This window comes from Sphingobacterium mizutaii (assembly GCF_900187125.1).
GTDB classification, from domain to species: Bacteria; Bacteroidota; Bacteroidia; order Sphingobacteriales; family Sphingobacteriaceae; genus Sphingobacterium; species Sphingobacterium mizutaii.
This window is the reverse complement of record NZ_LT906468.1, coordinates 338,979-355,022: the sequence shown is the minus strand read 5'-3', so window position 1 is coordinate 355,022 and position 16,044 is coordinate 338,979. Positions and strand designations below refer to the sequence as shown.

The 16,044-nt window shown below is 43.6% G+C and carries 19 protein-coding genes and 1 pseudogene; 3 read left to right on the top strand and 17 right to left on the bottom strand.

Features of this window, described 5'->3' with window-relative positions:
- Positions 1-8: 8 nt before the first annotated feature.
- Positions 9-662 (bottom strand): tRNA (guanosine(46)-N7)-methyltransferase TrmB, encoded by a 654-nt coding sequence (gene trmB / locus CKW03_RS01595; RefSeq protein ID WP_093101168.1) that lies wholly within the window; start codon positions 660-662, stop codon positions 9-11.
- A gap of 54 nt (positions 663-716) precedes the next feature.
- On the opposite strand from trmB, the gene fcl reads away from it, so the two are divergent.
- Positions 717-1,649 (top strand): GDP-L-fucose synthase, encoded by a 933-nt coding sequence (gene fcl / locus CKW03_RS01590; protein ID WP_093101166.1) that lies wholly within the window; start codon positions 717-719, stop codon positions 1,647-1,649.
- A 6-nt stretch (positions 1,650-1,655) separates the two neighbouring features.
- On the opposite strand, the gene CKW03_RS01585 is transcribed toward fcl, so the two are convergent.
- The 3 genes from CKW03_RS01585 to CKW03_RS01575 all read right to left on the bottom strand — a co-directional run bounded on the left by CKW03_RS01585 (position 1,656) and on the right by CKW03_RS01575 (position 3,035).
- Positions 1,656-2,216 (bottom strand): hypothetical protein, encoded by a 561-nt coding sequence (locus CKW03_RS01585; protein WP_093101165.1) that lies wholly within the window; start codon positions 2,214-2,216, stop codon positions 1,656-1,658.
- Between the two features lie 7 nt (positions 2,217-2,223).
- Positions 2,224-2,670: a hypothetical protein gene (locus CKW03_RS01580; RefSeq protein ID WP_175486362.1), complete on the bottom strand. Its 447-nt coding sequence runs from the start codon at positions 2,668-2,670 to the stop codon at positions 2,224-2,226.
- Positions 2,671-2,765: 95 nt separating this feature from the next.
- Positions 2,766-3,035 (bottom strand): YtxH domain-containing protein, encoded by a 270-nt coding sequence (locus CKW03_RS01575; protein WP_093101163.1) that lies wholly within the window; start codon positions 3,033-3,035, stop codon positions 2,766-2,768.
- 229 nt (positions 3,036-3,264) lie between these two features.
- Between CKW03_RS01575 and CKW03_RS01570 the strand changes: the two are divergent.
- A pseudogene (locus CKW03_RS01570) lies at positions 3,265-4,317 on the top strand (YifB family Mg chelatase-like AAA ATPase); the annotation flags it as partial.
- Here the strand turns inward: CKW03_RS01570 and CKW03_RS01565 are convergent.
- The 11 genes from CKW03_RS01565 to CKW03_RS20695 all read right to left on the bottom strand — a co-directional run bounded on the left by CKW03_RS01565 (position 4,307) and on the right by CKW03_RS20695 (position 14,049).
- Positions 4,307-5,779 (bottom strand): recombinase family protein, encoded by a 1,473-nt coding sequence (locus tag CKW03_RS01565; protein WP_169918968.1) that lies wholly within the window; start codon positions 5,777-5,779, stop codon positions 4,307-4,309. The pseudogene CKW03_RS01570 and the gene CKW03_RS01565 sit on opposite strands and share 11 nt — an antisense overlap.
- Positions 5,780-5,895: 116 nt before the next feature.
- Positions 5,896-6,102, bottom strand: coding sequence for a hypothetical protein (locus tag CKW03_RS01560; protein WP_093101159.1), 207 nt, complete (start codon positions 6,100-6,102; stop codon positions 5,896-5,898).
- Positions 6,103-6,270: 168 nt separating this feature from the next.
- On the bottom strand, positions 6,271-6,894 hold the full coding sequence (locus tag CKW03_RS01555) for a hypothetical protein (RefSeq protein ID WP_093101157.1): 624 nt from the start codon (positions 6,892-6,894) through the stop codon (positions 6,271-6,273).
- Positions 6,894-7,706, bottom strand: a complete 813-nt coding sequence (locus CKW03_RS01550; protein ID WP_093101156.1) for a DUF4099 domain-containing protein — start codon at positions 7,704-7,706, stop codon at positions 6,894-6,896. The genes CKW03_RS01555 and CKW03_RS01550 overlap by 1 nt, the downstream gene beginning before the upstream one ends.
- A 29-nt stretch (positions 7,707-7,735) precedes the next feature.
- The gene (locus CKW03_RS01545) at positions 7,736-8,962 is read right to left on the bottom strand and encodes an ArdC family protein (protein ID WP_236736577.1); all 1,227 of its coding nucleotides are present in this window, start codon (positions 8,960-8,962) and stop codon (positions 7,736-7,738) included.
- Complete coding sequence (locus CKW03_RS20220; protein WP_157739352.1) at positions 8,955-9,110, bottom strand: hypothetical protein; 156 nt, start codon at positions 9,108-9,110, stop codon at positions 8,955-8,957. Before CKW03_RS20220 ends, CKW03_RS01545 begins: the two co-directional genes overlap by 8 nt.
- A 1-nt stretch (position 9,111) precedes the next feature.
- Positions 9,112-9,621 (bottom strand): M23 family metallopeptidase, encoded by a 510-nt coding sequence (locus CKW03_RS01540; protein WP_093101152.1) that lies wholly within the window; start codon positions 9,619-9,621, stop codon positions 9,112-9,114.
- A 45-nt stretch (positions 9,622-9,666) separates the two neighbouring features.
- Entirely contained in the window at positions 9,667-11,703 is a 2,037-nt protein-coding gene (locus CKW03_RS01535) for a type IV secretory system conjugative DNA transfer family protein (RefSeq protein ID WP_093101151.1), read from the bottom strand.
- Between the two features lie 86 nt (positions 11,704-11,789).
- Positions 11,790-12,638, bottom strand: coding sequence for a conjugative transposon protein TraN (gene traN / locus CKW03_RS01530; protein WP_093101149.1), 849 nt, complete (start codon positions 12,636-12,638; stop codon positions 11,790-11,792).
- Between the two features lie 22 nt (positions 12,639-12,660).
- A complete protein-coding gene (gene traM / locus CKW03_RS01525) occupies positions 12,661-13,821 on the bottom strand; it encodes a conjugative transposon protein TraM (protein ID WP_093101148.1) in 1,161 nt (386 codons plus the stop codon).
- A gap of 15 nt (positions 13,822-13,836) precedes the next feature.
- Positions 13,837-14,049 (bottom strand): hypothetical protein, encoded by a 213-nt coding sequence (locus CKW03_RS20695; protein ID WP_139185537.1) that lies wholly within the window; start codon positions 14,047-14,049, stop codon positions 13,837-13,839.
- Here CKW03_RS20695 and CKW03_RS20690 point away from each other — a divergent pair.
- Complete coding sequence (locus CKW03_RS20690) at positions 14,048-14,221, top strand: hypothetical protein (protein ID WP_157739349.1); 174 nt, start codon at positions 14,048-14,050, stop codon at positions 14,219-14,221. The genes CKW03_RS20695 and CKW03_RS20690 overlap by 2 nt on opposite strands.
- 33 nt (positions 14,222-14,254) lie before the next feature.
- Here CKW03_RS20690 and traK read toward each other — a convergent pair whose 3' ends face one another.
- Together traK and CKW03_RS01510 are read right to left on the bottom strand one after the other, a co-directional pair.
- Positions 14,255-14,875 carry a conjugative transposon protein TraK gene (gene traK, locus CKW03_RS01515; protein ID WP_093101145.1) on the bottom strand — a complete coding sequence of 207 codons (621 nt, stop codon included), beginning with the start codon at positions 14,873-14,875 and terminating at the stop codon, positions 14,255-14,257.
- A gap of 21 nt (positions 14,876-14,896) precedes the next feature.
- The gene (locus CKW03_RS01510) at positions 14,897-16,039 is read right to left on the bottom strand and encodes a TraJ family protein (protein WP_236736576.1); all 1,143 of its coding nucleotides are present in this window, start codon (positions 16,037-16,039) and stop codon (positions 14,897-14,899) included.
- Positions 16,040-16,044 lie beyond the last annotated feature (5 nt).

The following is a 16,044-nucleotide window of genomic DNA, read 5'->3' as shown; positions in this document are numbered from 1 at the left end:
ATTCGCTATTATTTTGCGAATTTCCATTGCACGTAATTGATGTTTTTGTCCTCAGCCAAATACTTTTTCTCATAGTACGTCTTGATGGACAAGACCTCATCTACTAAATCAGAATGATAAAGGTCTGTGGTTTCCTTCAGTTTTGGCAAGCCTTGTAGCTCGATCTGCTCCACGGTATAGGCAAAAAAGCCATCGTTATCTGTTTTAAGATGCATGATACCTGCTGGAACCAGGATCTCTTTGTATCTTTCCAGGAAGACTGGATTGGTCAGGCGTTTCTTTTCACGGCTATCCTGAGGCTGCGGATCAGGGAAGGTAATCCAGATCTCTGCGATCTCACCTTTTTCAAAATGCTCCAAGATGGTTTCAATTTGGATCCTCAAAAAGCCTACATTATCAATTCCTTCTTCAAGGGCAGTCTTGGCACCGCGCCAAATCCGGTTGCCTTTATAGTCAATACCAATAAAATTCTTTTCAGGAAACAATTTCGCAAGGTTAACGGTATATTCACCCTTACCACATGCCAATTCCAATATCACAGGCTTCTCATTCTTGAAGAATTCCTTAGCCCATTTACCCTTAAATTCTTTTCCTGCATCCAGCTGCACCACATTCTTAAAAGTGGATACTTCAGCGAATTTTCTTAGTTTATCCTTACCCATAGCTGATAATTAAGTCGCAAAATTAACCTTATATTTGTATAAATAATACTTCAGGTGGAAAAACAAGCGAAAATTTACGTAGCAGGACATAGAGGGATGGTCGGATCGGCTATTTACCGCAAGTTAAAAGAGTTAGGATTCGAAAATATTGTGGTTAGGACTTCCAAGGAATTGGACCTCCGTGACCAACAGGCCGTGAAAGAATTTTTTGAAACTGAAAAACCTGAATACGTATTCCTTGCCGCAGCTAAAGTGGGGGGTATTATGGCGAATAACGTTTACAGGGCAGATTTTATCTATGAGAATTTGGCCATCCAGAACAATGTTATCCATTATTCCCATGAGAATGATGTCAAGAAATTGATGTTTCTAGGTTCCAGCTGTATTTACCCAAAAATGGCCCCTCAACCTTTGAAAGAAGATTATCTGTTGACCGGAACCCTTGAACCCACCAATGAACCTTATGCTATTGCCAAGATCGCTGGTATCAAGATGGTCGAGTCTTATAGAATGCAATACGATGATAATTATATCTCGGTCATGCCGACTAACCTATATGGCATCAATGACAATTATCATCCAGAAAACTCCCACGTATTGCCGGCATTGATCAGAAAGTTCCATGAAGCAAAAGTCAATAACAGTCCTACAGTAAATATCTGGGGTTCTGGTAAGCCATTACGTGAATTTATGTTTGCGGATGACTTAGCAGATGCCTGTGTTTTCTTAATGGAAAATTATAATGACCTTCAATTTGTGAATATTGGAGTAGGCGAGGATATCAGCATCCGCGAGCTTGCAGAATTAATAAAAGAGGTGGTCGGATTCCAAGGTGATCTGGAGTTTGACAGTAGCAAACCCGATGGCACTCCAAGAAAATTAATGGATGTAAGCAAATTGACCAGCTTAGGCTGGAAAGCAAAAACCAACCTTAAAGAAGGAATTAAATTAGCTTATGAGGATTTCTTGAAAAAGCAAGAAGCTTAAAAACCGTTAATAGGCTTCGCTATCTTTCGGAATACCGTACTTATTGTCCTGAACACTCTCTTCAGCTGTAATCATTGGAGGATGGTTAGGCGGAATAGGGTTGGCAGCAACGGCTTCCAGGGTCTCTTCATTTTTCTTTTTCTTCTTTTTGTTTTTCGGTTTGATCAAAGCGGTTAACCTATCGATAACAGCAGTAACTTTGCTTTGATTTACTTGGCTGGCAACGGTTTCAGATCCAAAAAGCACAAGGCCTTTCTTCAACCATCCGGCATTCTTCAATAAAGTTCGGTTTAATACTAATGGAAGTCCCAATTGCAAGGTTTTAGTCAACCAATCGGCTTCGTTGTTCTTGTTGGTAACCTGACTGATTCCTGAAAACAACCCTTTCACGGTGGAAACACCCGGCACACGGTTGAAGATCATATTGGCAATACGCGCAGGAGCTTCTACCTTATGTTTCAGCAATTCATATTGATTCAATAAAAAAGCCTCTTGCTCCTTCTTCTGTACCTTCAGGCGAGCAATCTCTGCTGTCAACTCATCAAAATTCGTAACCTTTGTTCTCATATCCTGATTAAACTCGTTCTTTTTCTTCCTTTAATTCTTCCTCAACTTCATTTACGGCCTCACGCACCTCCTCTTTGATCTCTTCAATCTCATCATCATGATCATCGGCATCCCACTTAGACATAATACGCTTGATGGACATGTTCATGAACTTCTCTTCTAACTTTGGCTCAAAGGCCTTGATCAATAGCAGAACTAGAAAAAAGATTCCTCCTGTTGCCAAAAACCCTAAAGAATAGCTCCCCAGTAATTCCCCTAAATAAAAGCCTAAGGCCAGGGAAACAAAAAACACGATCAGCAAAGACAATAAAACCTTACTGCCATCTACGATCAGAGAGCCCATGATCCTAGAGGATCTGGATAAAGCTTTTAATTTCGCTAGTTCAATCTGGGTCTCAATGTATTCTTTAGACTTATCGAATACTTCAGAAAATGAAAATTTTTGTTCTTCCATGCACGTAATTCCATATCATAGGTTCCAAGACTATCGAGAGATAGTCCTGGAGCTATTATTTAAAAATTTTTAATAATCTAAGGTTTGCTTTAGCACTATGCGTGCTCTTCGATCTCTTCATCGATCGCATCTTCTGCTTTGCCAAGCTTAGATTTTACCGCCGCAACGATTTTATCTTTAAAATCAGTCAGCTGATCGAATTGTTCTTCTGCGCGTTCTTTGATTGCATCAGTTAAATCAGCTAGTGATTCATTCAATTTCTCTCTAGTCTCACTTCCTTTCTCAGGTGCGAAAATAATTCCTAAAACTGCACCTGCGGCTAGTCCAGCCAACAGCGCTGTTACAATTTTACCGTTATCCTTCATTTTATACTGCAATTTAGTTGTTAAACCAATTTCTATTTCTTTTAATACTATTATAACAAAAAATAGACCGAATCGTTTTATTTATTAAAAATTTACCCAATCCCGTCAATTTCAGACTACATAACACATATTGTGATTCAGTAAAATTTAAGAAATTGTTAGCATTAACCATACATCATTTGTTTTATATATAATTTATTTACTTTTAGTGATATTAAATATCGCTAAAATGTTAGTAAAAACCTATTGCAGTGCAGTCTTCGGTATTAATGCGACAAGCATCACCGTCGAAGTCAATGTTACACCTGGATTATATTACTTTATCGTCGGCCTTCCTGACAATGCTGTCAAAGAAAGTATCCAAAGAGTAGAAAGCGCCATATTGTCAAATGGTTTCTATATGCCCCGACAAAAGATCATCATCAACTTAGCTCCAGCAAACATCCGAAAAGAAGGCTCATCTTATGACTTAGCGATCGCAATAGGAGTATTAGCCGCCTCTAGACAGATTATTTCGGACCGCTTGAACAAATATGTATTACTCGGAGAATTATCCTTAGATGGAAAGATCCATCCTGTTAAAGGGGTGTTATCTATTGCCTTGCAGGCAAAACAAGATGGCTTCCATGGCATCATCTTACCGATTGAAAATGCTGAGGAAGCAGCTATTGTTTCAGGTATCGAGGTCCTTGGGATCAGGTCCTTTAACGAAGCGGTACAGTTCATTATTGGGGCAACAAGCATTGAACCCACCCTAGTTGACATCAATAAACGCTTCGAAAAACTAATGAATAGTTACGATTTGGACTTTGCTGATGTAAAGGGTCAGGAGAATATCAAAAGAGCATTGGAGATTGCAGCTGCAGGTGGACACAATGTTATTCTTATTGGTCCTCCAGGTGCTGGAAAGACAATGCTTGCGAAGAGATTGCCAACCATCTTGCCACCACTGACTGTTGACGAGTCCTTGGAGACCACCAAAATACATTCTGTTTCTGGGCAACTGCCTAGCTCCACGTCCTTGATGACCATTCGTCCTTTCCGTTCACCCCATCATACGATATCCGATGTCGCTTTGGTTGGTGGCGGTTCGTATCCACAACCCGGAGAAATCTCCTTGGCCCATAATGGGGTATTGTTCTTGGACGAACTGCCAGAATTTAAAAGATCCGTTCTGGAGGTGATGCGACAACCATTGGAATCCAGATCCATCACCATTTCTAGATCGAGGTTTAGTGTGGATTACCCAGCAAGCTTTATGTTGATTGCCGCTATGAATCCCTGAAGATGTGTGGACTTGTTTGCTTTGAGGATAAAGGAAGGTGGGATAGTCCTATGTTAATAGAGTCCTGTCCAATGGTAATATATTCAGTAATAGTTTCAACAATAGCCCGTTTTTGTCGGAAACACATTTCGGACCATTGATTATACAACATCTTTGCTTCTTTGAGAACGTAATCACTTGAAGAAATCTGAATTCGCTTAAGGTCTATTTCGGCTTGCAATTCGGGAGTAGATTTATCCAGTTGTTTTACTTGGTCAACAAGAGGTTGGTATAATTCTCCAAAATGCTCCTTGTCAAGCTCCGCCCTAAGAGGAACTAATTCATCCATTTTCTTTCGTAGTTGAACACGTTTCTTTTTGGTTTCTGAAAATAATTTTTCTTTTTCTTTCAATACTGATTCAAGTTCTCCAACATACATTTCTGGTTGTAGGTCATGAAGGTATCCTTTAAGGAGTTGCTGGTAAACTTTATCCATTTCATCAACAAGGATATTGTTCTTACAGTTTTTACATGTAAATTTTTTCGCACTGCTTAACACATACATAGAAGTACCACATTCACATTTAACAAAACCTGCAAGTAAATACTCAGATTTCCTACCAATCCTTTTTCTTTTTGTTGCTTGTTCATTAAGAATAGAATTACACTTTTCCCATAAATTTTCATCAACAATCGAAGGACATGGGATTTTTATCCATTCATTTTCGGGTTTTATAACCCATTGCTTCCCTTCGCCTAAACTCTTTGTATAATTCGCAATTCGGACTCCTTTGGCAGTTGTGTCCCGTAATAATCGGTCTATTGTAGTATCCGAAAAACATGCGCCACTTCTGGTTCTATAACCCATTTTGTTCAAACTATCTGCAGTTGTTTTCTTACGTTGACACTTCAAAAATATTTCATATATCAGTTTACGAACTGGAGCTTCGTTCTTATCGATTACAAGGGCCTTATTCTCCCATTTGTATCCAAAACTTGCTTGTCCACCAAGAGGTTTTCCCATCCTTGCACGTATAGGCACCGAAGCTGCAACCCGACTTGAAATCTCCTCTCGTTCCCATTCTGCCATTGCAGCTACAAGCGTAAAGAATAACCTACCCGCTGGGGTGCTTGTGTCTATCTGTTCTGCTAATGAAACCAAATCTGCTCCCTCTTTTCTAAAGATTTCCCCAAAATCCAACAGCTCTTTAGTGTTTCTGGCAAGACGCGCAAGTTTAGAGAATACTAAACCAGTTATACGTCCACTTTTTAAATCATTAAGCATGCGTTGTGCCTCGGGATGATTCATAACAGATTTACCGGATACAGCATCTAATCTATACACTTCAGCAACTTGCCAATCTCTCGATTCGATATAGAATTTCGCTCGTTGTTCATGATGTTCGGGGCTCTCGTCCCTTACTTGTAAATCTGTGGACACTCGTATCCAAATACCAACTCGTTTCTTATTTTCGATCATAATAGTGAATTGTTTTGTCAGCCACAATATAATTAAAAATAGGCTCAACATCAAATAAGGACCAGATTTACAAGACATTAGAAAGTCACGTTTTTAATACAAAATTGTCCATACCTCTAAAGGTTTTTCATAATATCTTCAATAATACCACGTTTGATTTTTCTTTCTTCATCCGTCACCTCTATGAAACTTATCGTTACTCTATATCTTTTCACTGATTCTTTAGTAAGGGTACCTTTTCTTCCAATTGGTGTTTTCATCCAGTTCTGATAATTTGTTTTTTCTGTCTGTTCATTTCGCGAAGGCTTTATTTCATCTTTCATTTTGCTATCCTTTTAAACGGTTGATTTAAAACTCATTAAATATAAAATAACCACTTTTACAGGCGGCTCTTCATAAAAATTTTGATTGGTTGCTTGTATCAATTATTGGGATATTTTGACTTTATTTTTTTGATAAGAGTAATGTACCAGGGTACAGAATGGACCGGTTCAGATTAGACCGTTTATAAATGATTCGTAGAACGTTTCAAATGGTGCTTTGGGTTTATGGGTTCTGATACCTGCACGGATGCCGGACAATTTTTCAAAACGGTTCAATGAAAATATACTTACCGGAATACGATACTTCTTTTTGTTGCAGTAAAACTCTCCGTGGTCATCAACAATACTAAACCTTGCGTTCTTACCAAGTTGCCACGTCGCTACTTTACAATCAGCTACACAGCCACTTATTCCCCCATCAAATACCGTATGTATTTTAGCGTTTGGGAAAAGGGATTTTAGCCACGTAAACTGTTCTTTGGTTGGCAACAAACCCAATGAGACAAATGCACTCAAACAAGGTGAATAAACCCAATTAGGGTAATAATGGCAGAAGCATAATATATCGCTTGCAGAATGACCTATAAAAAGATTGGTGACAGATACAGGCAAACTGTCCATCACCAACCACATACCTTTACAGACCGGAATACGGACACCGTTTTCACTCCAATGCTCTTGGGCGACAATCTGATTTTCCAATGTATAAGGAAACAGAATTTTATCCTCGACCACGTGGAAATAGGGTGCAAAGAAGTTCCGTACTTCGGACTTTAATCGGAGAAATACCATTACCTCGAAACGGTACGTCCGTAACCTCTATTTTCTTGTTTACCACGAAGATTTTGCACAAGGTCTTGAACGGTTTTCTCGTTACCGTGTTTTTGTTTTTTATCGGCCATTATCATTTCGGTCAATGCGTGGTTATATCCCTCGCTGTACCCTTCACTTTGTGGTTCGAGCCTACCTCTTAGGTTATTGATACTACGGAATACCAAGTATGAGAGACCGCCGTCCAATAGCACGGATAGGATAAGCCGTTTACGGTCTGAACGAATACCCTTATTGTCCGTTGCCGAGTGCTGGATTTTCGCTCCGTCTTTGAGTTCCACCACTTCGCCGTTACGGAAAGCCTCCTGTTGCTTTTCCGAAAGTTCTTCGCCATTTACTCGGATGGGGGCCTGCACTTCTTCGGGTTCATAAGCCACAAACTCCCTTGTCAAGTCGTCATATTCAATGATGACTTTCTTCTTTTTGTTTCCGTCAATCTCCTGTTCCTTGCTTACCACGTGTTTTTCTCCTGCGATCAGGGCTTTTTCCTCGTCATCGCTCAACAATGGATGCCATTGCGGTTCACGATATATGGGATGTATGTTTAGCTGTACTGTGCCATCTGTATTTCGGCTAAGGGATAACTTTGCATCCAACCCGCGGATGGCAAACCCGTCGATGTTCAGACCTGCCATGCTCAACATATCGGTTCTTCTCCCTGCAAGCAGTGCATCGATATTCTCCGGACTTATGCTGAACCCTCCGTCTTTGTAAAGCCCCAATTTTTCAAGTTCGTTTAGGGGCATTTCGTTTTCGTTGATAGGATATTTCATGATGTAATTGTTTGTTAAGTTTTATGATTTTATCTTCTGATACCGTAGGCGGCAACGGCCTCCATTTCGGTATGTACCGGGCGGTTCAGGTCTTCACTTACCTTGACAACATCGGGATGTTGTTTGGCATGGAGCAGTGAACCATATAGTCGATCTGTTTTCGATAGCGAAAATGTGTTTCCCGTTGATAGGTCTTCCACACGCATACGCCCACGTTTCAAATGCCCTTGCACTTTGTACATAGTACTGTTATAGGCAATTTCATCACCTATCGAAAGGGTGGCTTCTTTTAACTTTTGTGGTTTTGCCTCGGTCTGGGCTTCGACCTGAACATTGGCAGCGGCCTTGATCTCTCTTTTTTGCTCAAATGCCAATAGATAATTGAGGATTTTCTCTGCATCGGCGGCGGCAGCATGTATTTCAAAAGGTGTGTCACGCAATATCTGTATCCAACTGTCCACGTAGGCAATGTGCTGGCCGGGATCATGGCCAATGTTGAGTTCCTGACCGATAAGCATCGAAGCGATTTCGGCACGAAGTTCTTCGCGGGCATAGCCCTCTGTTCCAAAACTGTCAACCATGCTTCTGTCCAGACGGTCTTTATGTCCCGTCCAGTGACCGAGTTCATGGAGCACGGTGGCATAATACTTATCCGGTGCATCGAATTGTTCACGCAAAGGCATGGTGATACTGTCGAGTGCCGGACTGTAATACGCTCTGTTACCTGTTTTGTGGGTTATATCTGCTCCCGAAGCCTGAATGATGTTTTCTGCTCTTTGGATAGAATCCCATTGGAATTGCGTTGCTTCGGATTTCACCAAAGGTTCGATGCCATCGATCTGCTGCGCATTGAAAACCCAAGCAGTGGTGATAATTGCCCTGCCAAGACCTACCTTAGCTTTTACAGGCTTACCCTGTTCGTCCAAAATTGGTTTGCCCTGTTCGTCTCTTTTGGAAACAAATTCATGGGTCTTGACAAACTGGATCAGTGTCGCCTTTTCGCCCTTTCTTACGTTCCAACCTTTTGCAGATGCTTGGTTGAACGTCATCCAGCGCGGGTCTTCACGATCGGCCGATAATAGTGATAGACTGTTTATGCCCTTGTATCGGTTTCCCGTGATTGCATTATATGGTAATTCAAAAGCTGGGCTATTGCTATTCCACGGCTTTTGCCACGGTGCTGTACCTTGTTCGAGTTTCTTGATGATATTCTCCGCAACTATTTCATGCAGGGATTTAGAATTTTTACTACTCATCTTCATCCACCTCCGGGGATTCGTCATCTGGCCATTCGTCTGCGTATTCCACGCCATAAATGGCGGCTTCCGCTGGGGTCAGACCAATGTCTTCACCACTGGCCAGGACACTTAGTTTTTGTTGCAGTGATCTTAAATGATAGTCCATATTATTCCATGTTTAAGGATTGGTCTAATTGTTCTCTTAACCTGCGTAGGAATTTCAAGGGGTCAAGGAATTTACCGTTGAATTTCACCGAAAAATGCAGGTGTTCTCCTGTCACCCTGCCCGTGCTTCCAGTGATAGCGATAGGTTGCCCCGCTATTACCGTATCACCAGATGAAACGAGTATATGGGAAAGGTGTCCGTAAATGGTCTCTACTTCGCCGTGTACTATCCGTATGTACTTGCCGAGTGCTTTATGTCTTCCTGTTGCTTTGACATAACCATTAAGTACATTAAATACAGGATCGGAACGGGCGGCAAAGTCAACACCGCTATGGTGTGAAGCCTTACCGCTGATCGGGTGGATACGGTATCCAAATGGCGATGTGACCTTTAGCTTGTCCAATGGTGGACTGTAATCTATGCCTTGTCCACAAAGCATAAAGGGAACAAGCACCAACCAACCGAAAAAAAATCTAATCCGCAGATATGCAGAACGTCGAGTGTTGTTCATAATGTTGTGATTTGTAGGAGTTAACTCCCTTAAAAAGTCGATTGACTATTTTCTTTTGTTGTATTCCGTCGTTTCGGTTGGTACGGGAATTTGAACATTGTCTTGGGCAGGAATAAACTGTTCAACTATTTCCTCAACTTCTCTGTTGATGCGGAAAAAATTGTCCAATAGGATTTCTTCTTTTCGATCACCGAAGTCATAATAGGTTGGTAGTTCCCGATAATTCGCTTCTTCTTTTTTGATGGCTTCCATGTCCAGATTGACACGGCATTTAACCGCCGAAGTCTGGTATTTGCCCGTATAGGTGTCTACCGTATCACGGGCAAGGATGCCAACAATTTCACCAGCTTTTAGCGATGCTATCTTTCCGGCAGGAATCAACGGTTCGAGTTTTTCATTCAAGGATAGCGAGGTTCTCGTACGGTCTATACTTAGACTTTCCCCCGTTTGTTTGACTTTACCAAGCAGGCGCTCCAACCACTCCAAAGTTTCTTTGCTCCTGACCGAACCGGACAGTACATTGCCCATGATGGACGTGATGACCTCCGCTGTTTCCTTGCCGTATTGTTGGCGTAACATAGGCAACTCCTGAAGCCCCAAAACGACCCCAGAAAAATTGGATCTGCTCTGTGCTACCAATAGGTCAACACGGTGAATATAAAGGCTTGGGGCCTCATCCACCACTAAACCGATAGGTAAATTGCCTTTCGTATTGATAAGTTTCGTAACCCGATTAAGTACCACCGACAGGCAGGCGGAGTTAATGCTCTGGGTACGGGGATCATTGGCGAGCACCAAAACACCGGGGTGCTTGGGGTTACTGACTTGAAGCTCAAAATCATCCGCACCGAAAACCCAAAACGTTTCTTTGGTAGCCATTCGGCTGATAAAGATTTTGAGCGTCCCAACCTGCCCCTCCAATTGGTCAAATGCCTTTGCCTTGTAGGCGGACATGAATGGCGATAAAAGGGAGCTAAGCTCTCCGTTGCTGAACAGTACCGTAAAAACCTGTTCATACGACAGGTTAAGAAAGGCAAGTACATGAGGCAGGCTGGAATAACGGCCATCTTCGAATCTACTGAAAAAGAAGATGCATGCGGCAAGGAAATTGATGGCGGACTGCGTGAAAAATTGGTCACTACCACCGCTTTTGTCTCCCTTTTTCAAGGCTTCAACCAATGCTTCGGCCGTTTCCGAAGCATCGGCAAGTGTGTTTAGGTAAGCCCGCTTCATCGGGTTTACCCGTCTGCTCTTTGCGGGATCGTTGAGATTGATAACATGGAATTTGTAATCCCTGCAACGACCGTCCTGCTTGGCGAGCAGATAGTGATAATAGGCCACCTTGCCGAGATCGGGATATTTCAGATCGTATAGGCACATCGTGAACGAATTGGCCAGCATTTGGCGTATGATCGGCATGATGACCCCAAACGATTTTCCACTGCCCGGAACCCCGCAAAGAAGCAGGCCCCTAAAAATATTTTCAATTAAGATGTACCCTTTACGGACTTTTCCTTTGTAATAGAACAACGTCGGGATGTTGATTGCATACGGGCTTACGACGGGTTCGGTCGGCTGCATAAAGGATTCTTCTTCGACGTTCCAGCGATCCTTTCCCAGATTGGAGCTTATGATCTTGGATACATTGTCCATTGCCATGTGTACCAGAATCGCACCCGCAAAAGCACTCGTGACATAGGCGAGGTCATACCAATTGACCGATTGCCATATCGGGGCTGCCTCACGTCCCTGCAACCATAAACCCGAAAAAAGGATAAGCATCCCCAATGCAAAAGGGTAACCGATCTGCGTCTTGGGATTGAGGTCTTTTTTCTTTCGGCTCAATGTTCCGACGGAGACCAGACAGATCAGCACGAGTGTAAAGAGTTTACTGTTTATCAGTTCGGCATAGAACAGTACTCTCGAAAGTCTCTCCGCAAACAGGAACAACCCATTATCGGTTGTTCCTGTCAATAGGAACCTATCTACATAGAAAAAAAGAAAGACTTCGAGGACAACGGATAGGTATATGCCAAATTGCAGGGAACGGTAAAGCCCCTGTTGCTCTTTGGTTTCCTCCATAATAATTTGATTTTTAATGGTTGGTGGGCTGCCTTACGGCGGTCTTCCATATATTATTTGATTTTCAAAGGATGGATACAGCCGACCTAAAAGGTGTCGGATTTCAGTATATCTCCGTATTTTATCTTTAAGTTGACCGTGCGTCCTGAAATCTGTTTTTCGGTGAGCGTTACCCGAAGTACCTTACTGCCGGGAAAGGTGGCCTTTTTCAGTACGAACACATTGCGGTGTCTTTTCTTAAATTCCGTCAACGGCTGGTATTGCCATAAGGGTTTAATCTCGACCGTCTGCACGTTCGTTGCTTTGGTGATCTTCTTGTCCTCAATGAAAAACCGGAGTTCATCCACAGTGTAGGAAAGGTTTGAGGTATTGGTAAACGACACGTCAAGAAAGATATAATCGCCCAATGTGCTGATACCGTTAAGTACAATGCCTACACCGTAGTCCCTCGTGCTTCGTATAGGATTGTGAACACTTTTTGTAAGCAGACCGAGCGCAAGGTTTTTCATATTGCTACGGCTCAATCCGATCTCTGAAATTTCCAAAGGCCGGGTGTGTTCCGGTCTGATTTCCAGCATGGCCGGAATGCTCTCGTCATTAACCCATAATGGGGCCGTTAGGCGGTATTGCGCCACGAAGTTATCACCCACAATGGTAACCGTTCCAAGTTCATAATCGAGTTGTTCTGTCTGCGTGGTGTCTTCATTCAATTTGATCCGCAACACGTTTTCAAGGGGCAGATCGCCCGATACATGGTGCGAAGCGATGTCAACATACCTAATGGGTTCGGGTGAAAGGATATGCACCGTATGGCCACGGTGCAGGCTCAGGCCGGGAAGTGTTCCTAATCGGCTTTCCGTAGCCTGTTGACTGTGCGCGGAATATCCGATACAACATATAAGGAAAAGGATTAGAAAATGATGTTTCTTTTTCATGGTGAAATCTTAAATGGTTTTACTATTTGTAATTCTGTTGGCTTTGGCGGAGTGCCTGCGGATCGATGAGGTACACCATCGTATTGTATTTCAGTTTGGCCCTGTTCTTCCGAATATGTTTTGATACGGCAGTCGTTGTGGATTGGAACATCCGTTGAATGGCACTCATGACCAACTGACTATTGTTCTCGGCCTGTTGCCCGAGGGTAATTCCCTGCGTGGTGTTACCGCCGAGCTCCCGGCTAAACTCCCTGAATGCCGAGGCGGGCACGTACAGTCCGGGTGAGCCGTCATTGTCGTAAATTTCGAGCCGTATGGGTAATATGTTGTTTTCGTGCATAATGGAAGTAATCGTAAGCAGCACCCGTTGCCCCGAAAAACCCGAAATTTTTGCAAAGACGTGTGTGCCTTTCCTGACCACGTGCGGGCCGACCAATAGGTCATCCATTAACCGTATCCGTAGACGGGAATCGGCATAACCTGTTATGTTTTCGTCGATAATGGCTTGTATGAAAGTGTTGTCACTTTCAGAGCGAATGGTGTTGAACGTTCCTTGATCTGTACCGTATTTGGAAACAGACAAGCGGGGCTGATTTTCGATTTCTCTTTTTGCTTCTTCCATGCGTTCACGTTCCATGCGGGCCGCCTGTTCGTCGGGATCATTCGCTCTTGCCATACTATCCGCAAAGGACATCTGCCTACGGAAAAGTTCCATCGGATCAGTTTTATCCGGCGTCTCTCTGATTGGTTCGTGTTTTCGCTGTAGTGACGAAAGGGCCTGTTGCAAGGTCCTGTCTCCGTCGTCGTTTCCCGAATCTCCATTAGTGGGAACAGGTCGCCCGTTTTTGAGCGCCCGCTCGATGGAATCAAGTCTTCGCTTTTCTTCTTCGTTGTACAGTTCATCAAAACGGAATTGTTCGGCTCTTTCTTCCTGTAACTGGCCTATTGCCGTATAGCCATCACCACGGCGGTACTGCTCACGATAGGCGGCAAGTTTGTCGGATAGCGCACGGTTCTTAACGTCCTCCGATACATCGGCAATCTGCCCCTGCAAGGGATTGCCCTCTTGCTGGGGAGCTTCATCCTTTGCAAAACCTGTCCGATAGACATAGAAGAAAAGGCATAGAAAGGGCAGCACTATGAGGGGCAGCACATAGCGCGGCTGTCTGAAATTGATTTTCATGTTTGTTGCATTGTATTAGGGTGAATTTTGGGGTTTGTTTGCTTCGGCCAATCTTTTTTCGAGGATCTGCATTCTGTCGATGGCTCTCTCCATCAGAAGGCTGTCGGAGCTGTCCAAGTTTTCTTTTTCCATCAGACTGTCGAGGATGGTACGGATTTCCAGCAGTTCCTTTAGAGCTGAAACGGTGGTAACAATACCGCCCATTCCGCCCATTAGGGGCTGTTGCATGGAAAGTTGTAAGGGTTCTTTCTTCGGTATTTCCTTTGGGAGAAAAAGAAAGCAACTGGCAGAAACGAGGATGCTTAGTACCATTGCGATAAATACCGCACGTGGCCGGGCTTCAAGAAACCGTTTGGTACGTGTGATGCTCCCATCGATGTACTTGCCAAACTCCTTATAAAAAGCTGCCCATACCGTCGTGTCTGGTGGTCGGTTAGAAGTTATTTTTTTGAACATAGGATATATCTTTGTTTTCGAGTGTTTTCCATCGGGTTATCAGTACACCGTGACCATTGTTCTCCGTACGCATTTCAAGGTCCCGTAAATAGCCCTCGGTGACCAGCGAGCGTATTACGGTAGAGCTGCGCCGATCTATGGTCTGTTTGCCATAAAACTTAAAGTATTTCTTTACCGGATCGACGTGGATGGAGTCCGTCTGGATGGTGAGCACGGAGCTGGACGATAGCACGGAGTTGAAAAAGCCTTTTTCCCGCAGATTGTTGTACTGCAATGCACCGGATTCATCGATCAGGTACATGGCTTTATTCATCTGGTATTCGATAAACTTCTCATCGGGTGCGAGCGTAAAGAACAGGGAATGAAATAGGTTGATGTGCGTACGGTATTCCACGGGCCTGTTCACCTCCACGTCTGTCTGTCGTGCAGACATCGGTACATTGTTGGCATCAAGTATATACACGGATTTCCGTGCATTGCCGACCTGTTTGTAGGCAAAAAAAGATACCGCCACCACCATGAGCAGGGCGGCGATCAGGCTTGCCCCTGCAATAAAGGTGGCAAGCCTGATCTTGGCTTCAATATTTTTTATTATCATAGCATTGCGTGTTTAAAGGGGTTAAAAGTTGGCGATTATCTTTCTTGCGGCACGGCCCATATTGGATGCTCCACGCCCCATTGTACTTGCGGCGGAAGTGATACCGCTTGTCGATACGATCCAAGTGCTGATACTCGGTACGGTTAACATGGTCAGCCCTCCGATCAGGAACGTCACGATGACGATACCGAAACTCAACAGCCCATTTCCAGCGAACCACCCCATTTTCTCCATCGTGTCGCCCGTGCTTTCAAGAAGTTGCTGATAACGGGTAATCTCGGCTTCCATCGCATATTGCTGGAACAGGCTCGCTATGTGCATGACCAGATAGGCAATGCCCGAATACAGGTTTACGCTGATAAACCGGGCTATCCATGTACCAAAGGAATCCCTAAAGGCGGGCAGGATACTTACGGCAACGGAAAACGGGCCTAATATGATAAGGATGGTCGAATAGATGATCTGGATGATGAAGATGATGTAAACGCAGATGCGCAATACCCAGACGGCCAATGTTTCTAAGGTATAGGTCGCCAGTAGCTGTAACCCCACTTGCATACGGTTTTTGAGTTCAACGATTGGGTTCCATACTGAAGCAAAACCCTCTTTTACCGTTGAGGTGACCGCATCCCATGCCTGACCGTACCACGTATCCGCTTCTTTTTCGGCGATCTCGGTTTCGGCCTGTATGGTGGTCAGTTGATCGGCAACGTCAACCATGAGTTTTGCACGTTGCAGGCGTAGGTTGTTAACTTCGATCTGCCCGCTGTCAAACAGGCTTTCCGTTTTGGCGGCAACAATGTCCGTGGGATATGCAAGTACGCGGGTGAACGTTCCCCACCAGATGATGACCATCACAAGCCCGAATGGGCGTAACAAAGGCATGATTTCCATTTTTTTGTCGCCCGCCATCATTTCGTATGATTTGATGGCACAGAATATGAGCATGAAAATGGCGGCAAGGGCCTGTGCATCGGTGATGAATGTATCGAAGTGGGTCCATATCGTGTTTTTCATGCCTTTGAGAAAGTGCATAACACCCTCCTCATATACACCGTTCCCTTGCAAAAAGTTGAACGTGTCTTTAAAAGAGTCCGGCACATTTACAGGATTTCCCTGCAATAAAAAACGGGGCATTAGCCCCGTCATGTTTATAAAGTCCATATAGT